Source organism: uncultured Mycobacterium sp. (assembly GCF_964249325.1).
Lineage (GTDB): Bacteria > Actinomycetota > Actinomycetes > Mycobacteriales > Mycobacteriaceae > Mycobacterium.
Window position 1 is genome coordinate 1 of sequence record NZ_CAXUCH010000342.1, and the last position, 3,569, is coordinate 3,569.

At 69.5% G+C, this 3,569-nt stretch carries 6 protein-coding genes; 1 reads left to right on the top strand and 5 read right to left on the bottom strand.

The window, feature by feature from the left end:
• A partial coding sequence (locus ACFE99_RS24035; RefSeq protein ID WP_375489243.1) for an acyltransferase family protein occupies positions 1 to 1,548 on the top strand: 1,548 nt, incomplete at its 5' end.
• Positions 1,549 to 1,551: 3 nt separating this feature from the next.
• Here ACFE99_RS24035 and ACFE99_RS24040 read toward each other — a convergent pair.
• From ACFE99_RS24040 to ACFE99_RS24060, 5 genes are read right to left on the bottom strand one after another with little or no spacing between them, the layout of a single operon-like run.
• On the bottom strand, positions 1,552 to 1,803 hold the full coding sequence (locus ACFE99_RS24040) for a hypothetical protein (RefSeq protein ID WP_375489245.1): 252 nt from the start codon (positions 1,801 to 1,803) through the stop codon (positions 1,552 to 1,554).
• The gene (locus tag ACFE99_RS24045) at positions 1,800 to 2,360 is read right to left on the bottom strand and encodes a DUF3093 domain-containing protein (RefSeq protein ID WP_375489247.1); all 561 of its coding nucleotides are present in this window, start codon (positions 2,358 to 2,360) and stop codon (positions 1,800 to 1,802) included. The genes ACFE99_RS24040 and ACFE99_RS24045 overlap by 4 nt, the downstream gene beginning before the upstream one ends.
• Before the next feature lie 35 nt (positions 2,361 to 2,395).
• On the bottom strand, positions 2,396 to 2,797 hold the full coding sequence (locus tag ACFE99_RS24050; protein ID WP_375489249.1) for a type II toxin-antitoxin system VapC family toxin: 402 nt from the start codon (positions 2,795 to 2,797) through the stop codon (positions 2,396 to 2,398).
• On the bottom strand, positions 2,784 to 3,029 hold the full coding sequence (locus ACFE99_RS24055) for a hypothetical protein (protein WP_375489251.1): 246 nt from the start codon (positions 3,027 to 3,029) through the stop codon (positions 2,784 to 2,786). Before ACFE99_RS24055 ends, ACFE99_RS24050 begins: the two co-directional genes overlap by 14 nt.
• A gap of 40 nt (positions 3,030 to 3,069) precedes the next feature.
• The gene (locus ACFE99_RS24060; protein ID WP_375489253.1) at positions 3,070 to 3,429 is read right to left on the bottom strand and encodes a hypothetical protein; all 360 of its coding nucleotides are present in this window, start codon (positions 3,427 to 3,429) and stop codon (positions 3,070 to 3,072) included.
• Between the last annotated feature and the right edge of the window lie 140 nt (positions 3,430 to 3,569).

The window sequence follows — 3,569 nt, forward strand, 5'->3', positions numbered from 1 at the left end:
GTGTCGTTCGTGCTGTCGCTGGCCTGGACGCACACGTCGCCGCCGTGGGCGTTCTTCTCGCTGCCGACCCGGGCCTGGGAGCTGGCCGCGGGTGGTCTGGTGGCGCTGTCTGGCGGGCAGTGGCGGCGACTGCCCGCGCTGCCGGCGGCCATCGCGGGATGGGGCGGCCTGGCGCTGATCCTGCTGACCTGCCACGAGCTGGGCGCAGCCACGCCTTACCCCGGGACCGCCGCGCTGTTACCGGTACTGGGCACGGCGTTGGTGATCGGCGCCGGATGCGCCGACAGCCGGCTGGGCGCCGGTCGCGTGCTGTCGCTCCCCGGGATGCGCGCGATCGGGCGGGTGTCGTACTCCTGGTACCTGTGGCACTGGCCGGTGCTGCTCCTGATGCCGCCGCTGCTGGGCCAGTCGGCAGGCCTTGCGGGCAGACTGGCGGCGATCATCGTTTCCGCCGGGTTGGCGGTGCTCACGCTGCATCTGGTCGAGAACCCTGGTCGTTTCGCCGCTCCCGTACGCAGTTCGGCGGCCCGCAGCCTCGCGCTTGGCGCGGCCGCCAGCGCGGTCGCCGTCTGCGCCGGCGTGGTGCTGCTGATCCTGGTGCCGGTTCCAGTGGGTCGCGGGGTGGCGGCCGCGGCACCGAAGATCAGCGTGACGCCCCCGCTGGCGAGCCCTGTCGACCCGCTTGACGCGGCCGTGCAGCAGGGGTTCGCGCAGGTGCAGGCGGCGGTGGCGGCGTCGGCCGACCTCAAGGCGGTGCCGTCGAATCTCACGCCGCCGCTTGCCGAGGCGCCGGCCGACAAGCCGGCGGTGTTCGTCAACGGCTGCGTGCGTTCGTGGCGGGAAGTCGGCCAAAGCGAATGCGCCACAGGGGACCTCGCGGCGCCGACGACCGTGGCGCTGGTCGGTGATTCGCACGCCGCGATGTGGAGCCCGGCGTTGCAGCAGCTCGCCGAGCAACGGCACTGGCGGTTGGAGACGCTGGGCAAAGTGACGTGCCCGTTGATGGAGCTGCCGATCACCAGCCCCTATCTGGGCCGCGAGTACACCGAATGCGAGCAGTGGCGCGCCGACATCATGGCCCGGCTGCAGGCCGAACACCCGCGGCTGGTCGTGCTGAGCATGTCGCGGCGCTACGGCGCCGACTTCGGTTTCACCTCCTACGACCCGGCGTGGATGGCGGGTTTGACTCGCACTGTGGCGCAGCTGCGGGGCACCGGAGCCAATGTCCTTGTGCTAGGGCCGATTCCGGACCCGCATTCGACGGTGCCGACGTGCCTGTCGGCTCACCTCGATGACGCCACCGCGTGCTCCCCGCCGCGGTCGACGGCGGTCAACGACGCCGGCATCGCCGCGGAGCAGGCGGCGAGCAACGCCGGTGGCGGCCGCTACGCTGATCTGACCGAGCTGTTTTGCACCCCCGCGCGCTGCCCTGCCATCGTCGGCAACGACCTGGTGTACTGCGACGACAACCACGTGACGATCGAGTACGCGCAGACCCTTGCACCGGTGATCGGCGCGCTGGCCGACCGCGCTTTGGCCGGCCGATGAACGTTATTGGTCGCTTTTCGGCGCCCGCCGCAGCCGGGCGGTGCCGACCACGGCGAGTACCCCGGCGACGGTGGCCAGCAGCAACGTCAGCAGCAGCAGCGGAGGGTCGTAGGCCACCGACGTGGTGACGGGCTGGCCTTCGGCGACTGGCGCGACCTGCACGGTGGATCGGACCTGCGACCAGCTGAGCGCGCAACCGAGTATTGCGGCGCCGGCGATGGTGAGTTCGGTGACGGCGCGGCTGCGGGCACTCACCACTTCGACCCGGCGTCGTCGCCGCGATCCTGCGGGTCGTCGAACCCATCGGGGCCGACCCGCTCCTCGACCAATGGCGTGAGCGCCGCCCGCAGATGGCGGTGCCGCCGCGCCCAGGCCTGCGCGGTGCGCCCACGGGTCAGCTTGAGACCGATGCCGACCCGGCCGCGTGGCACCCCGACCAGCTCGCCGAGCGCCCGCGCTGTCTGCCAGCGCTGCAGCGGTTCCCCGGAGTCTGGCGCATGCTCGGCTTCCGGATAGACCTTGACGATCTCGGCCACGTTGATGGTCTCGGTGCCTTGACGCAGGGTCTGTTCGGTCAGCTCGACCGAGGTGTGAATACGGGCCGCCTTGACCTGTATCGCGACGAATCCGGACACCAGTACCAGAAAGACCAGCGGGACCAGCACCTGCCAGCCGTAGCCGCTGGATTTCTCGATGAACAGCATGGCCAGCGCCATCGCGGGACCGGCCAACACCCAATACCAGCTGGCGCCAGGCTCATAGAACAACCGCTTGGTTTCGCGATCGGTGCCAGATTGTTCGGCTGCGCTCATCGTTGGGTCAGCGTAACGCTGGCCGCTTTGCAGAATCACACCGCGCCACCAAGCACCTCGATCCGGCACGTCGGGCCGTGTGAGCGAGCAAGCCGCGCGTCCAGCGTCAGCAGTGTCGCATCGAACGCCTCTGCTAGCGCCACGTAGAAGGCATCCCAACCTCGTACTGAACCCCGCAGCTGCCAGGCTCGCCCCAGCAGCCCTCGGTGCCCGAAACGCTCGCCTGGCCAGTCCCGCAGATCGGCCACCGCCTGTGCGGCGGCCGTTCCGTCCAGCCGTCCCCGCAGGTGCTGAGCGCGGATTACACCGAGCACTTCCACATCGATCACGTGCGGTGCCACCTGATCGGTATCGGCGGCCATGCGGGCCGCGATCTCCTTGGAACGCGGCGTATCAGCGACGACCTCGAACAGGCACGACGCGTCAACGACCAGCATCGGGCCATTCGCCCCGCCACTCGTCCAACGTGGCCAGTACCTCGCCTGTGGACACGTCCGAGGGCCGCCGACCGATCCGAGCCAGCCACTGCGTAACCGATGGCCGCGCTGCTAATCGAACGGCTTCCCGGCGAAGCAGCTCCGGAACCGTGATCCCTTCCTCCGCGGCGCGACGAACCAGGCCGGCGTAGACCTCGTCGTCGATGTCACGAATCTGCACCGTCTTAGGCATGACTGCACGATATCATGCATTCGCGCATGAAGCAGTGCGCTCACCTCGTGAAGTAGTTGTGGGCTTCCCTACGGTGCAGCAGCACAACGCCGCCGGCGATCAGCACAGAGCCGACGATGCCGCTGACCGCGCAGACCACCGCCACAACCGGTGGCCAGTCCCCGCTGAACAACCGGCTCACCACGTAGACGATGGTGGCCACCCCGCCGCCGGTCAGCAGGGTGCGGGCCCATCGATACCCGGCGCGCATCAGCAGCAGGAACGTCACCACGATCACCAGTACGACGGCGGTAAGCAGCCCAGAGGCGGCGTAAAGGATGGGCCACCCGTGGCCGACGTGCGAGGCCAGCATGTCCACGACATAGCCGATCACCAGCAGCGGCAGCGCAGTCAGCCACAACCAAAAGCCGGTATCGACGTCGACCGGCCGGGCAGGTCGCTCGGGCGGAATCGGCGCACCGGGCGGGGTGGGCCCACCGGGTGCAATAGGAGGTGTGGGCCATCCGGGCGGTCCGGGTGGCGTCCCCGGCCAGCTTGGCG

What these genes read in the sequence shown, in the direction of transcription:
- ACFE99_RS24045 (WP_375489247.1), bottom strand. Translation starts at nt 2,360, where the DNA reads ATGAGCGCAGCCGAACAATCTGGCACCGATCGCGAAACCAAGCGGTTG.
- ACFE99_RS24050 (WP_375489249.1), bottom strand. Translation starts at nt 2,797, where the DNA reads ATGCTGGTCGTTGACGCGTCGTGCCTGTTCGAGGTCGTCGCTGATACG.
- ACFE99_RS24055 (WP_375489251.1), bottom strand. Translation starts at nt 3,029, where the DNA reads ATGCCTAAGACGGTGCAGATTCGTGACATCGACGACGAGGTCTACGCC.